This window comes from Pseudomonas sp. 05N432, from assembly GCF_056396945.1.
On record NZ_JBFTMM010000056.1, the window covers coordinates 1 to 984 of the forward strand.

1 protein-coding gene is annotated in these 984 nt (G+C 60.3%); it reads right to left on the reverse strand.

The annotated features are described in order from the left end of the window. Nucleotides 1-984 (reverse strand): type VI secretion system Vgr family protein (locus tag AC1DHT_RS29165; protein WP_477752113.1); only part of this gene is annotated, 984 nt, incomplete at both ends.

The window sequence follows — 984 nt, forward strand, 5'->3', positions numbered from 1 at the left end:
CCCCACATCCCGCGCATGGCACTCGGCGACCATTTCACTGTTGGATCGGTTATTGCCGGTACCATCGAAGAACACGCCGATCCGTAAGGTAATCCCCTCCAGCTCGACTTCTTCCTCCTCTTCCTCCAGTTCGCCTGACGCTTCGTCCTCAGGCGCGACGGATGCCAACAAACCAACCGCTGTCCCCGGCAACAACGAAYGGGCGGCCATAGCCGGTATGGGAGAACCACCATCCYCAATCGCGGTGCTGCTGAAAATACCGTCTGCGTCGATCACGATGTGCTGACCGCCGACCTTCACCGAAAGGCTCTCACCCGCCTCTATCACAAGGTGGGAACCGGCCTTGATGTGCACCTGYTCGCCGGCCTCGATCACCAGGGTTTTGCCGATCCGTGTATGGCTRCTGCTGGCTACCTGCAAGTAGTCGTTAGCCTTGAGCTGGACTTTGCGATCCGCCGCGACCGTGCGATGTTCTTCAGCTCCCAGCACCGTGATGCTGTCGCCCTTGATGGTTTCCTGGCGCTCATTACCCACTTCCAGCCGGCTGTCATGTTCGACCTTCTGCTCCAGATCCCGCTGGGCCCGCAGGTGGATCAGCTCCTGCCCGGCGCGGTCTTCGATCGACAGTTCGTTGTAACCACCCGTGCTGGGGGAGCTGTGGCTGCGCAGTACGGTTTTGGTTTTGTTTTCGGGCAAGGGATAGGGCGCAGGTGTGACTTTGTTGCTCAGGCAACCGGTGATCAGCGGTTGGTCGGGATTGCCTTCGAGGTAGGTGACAAGGACTTCCATGCCGATACGCGGAATGGTCACCGCGCCGAAATGATCCCCCGCCCAACTGGAGGAAACCCGCAGCCAGCAACTGCTTTTTTCGCTGTCGCGTTCGGCCCGGTCCCAGTGGAACTCGACTTTGACGCGACCATATTCATCGCAGTAGATCTCTTCGCCGACGGGGCCGGTGACGCGGGCGGTCTGGCAGACCAGCGC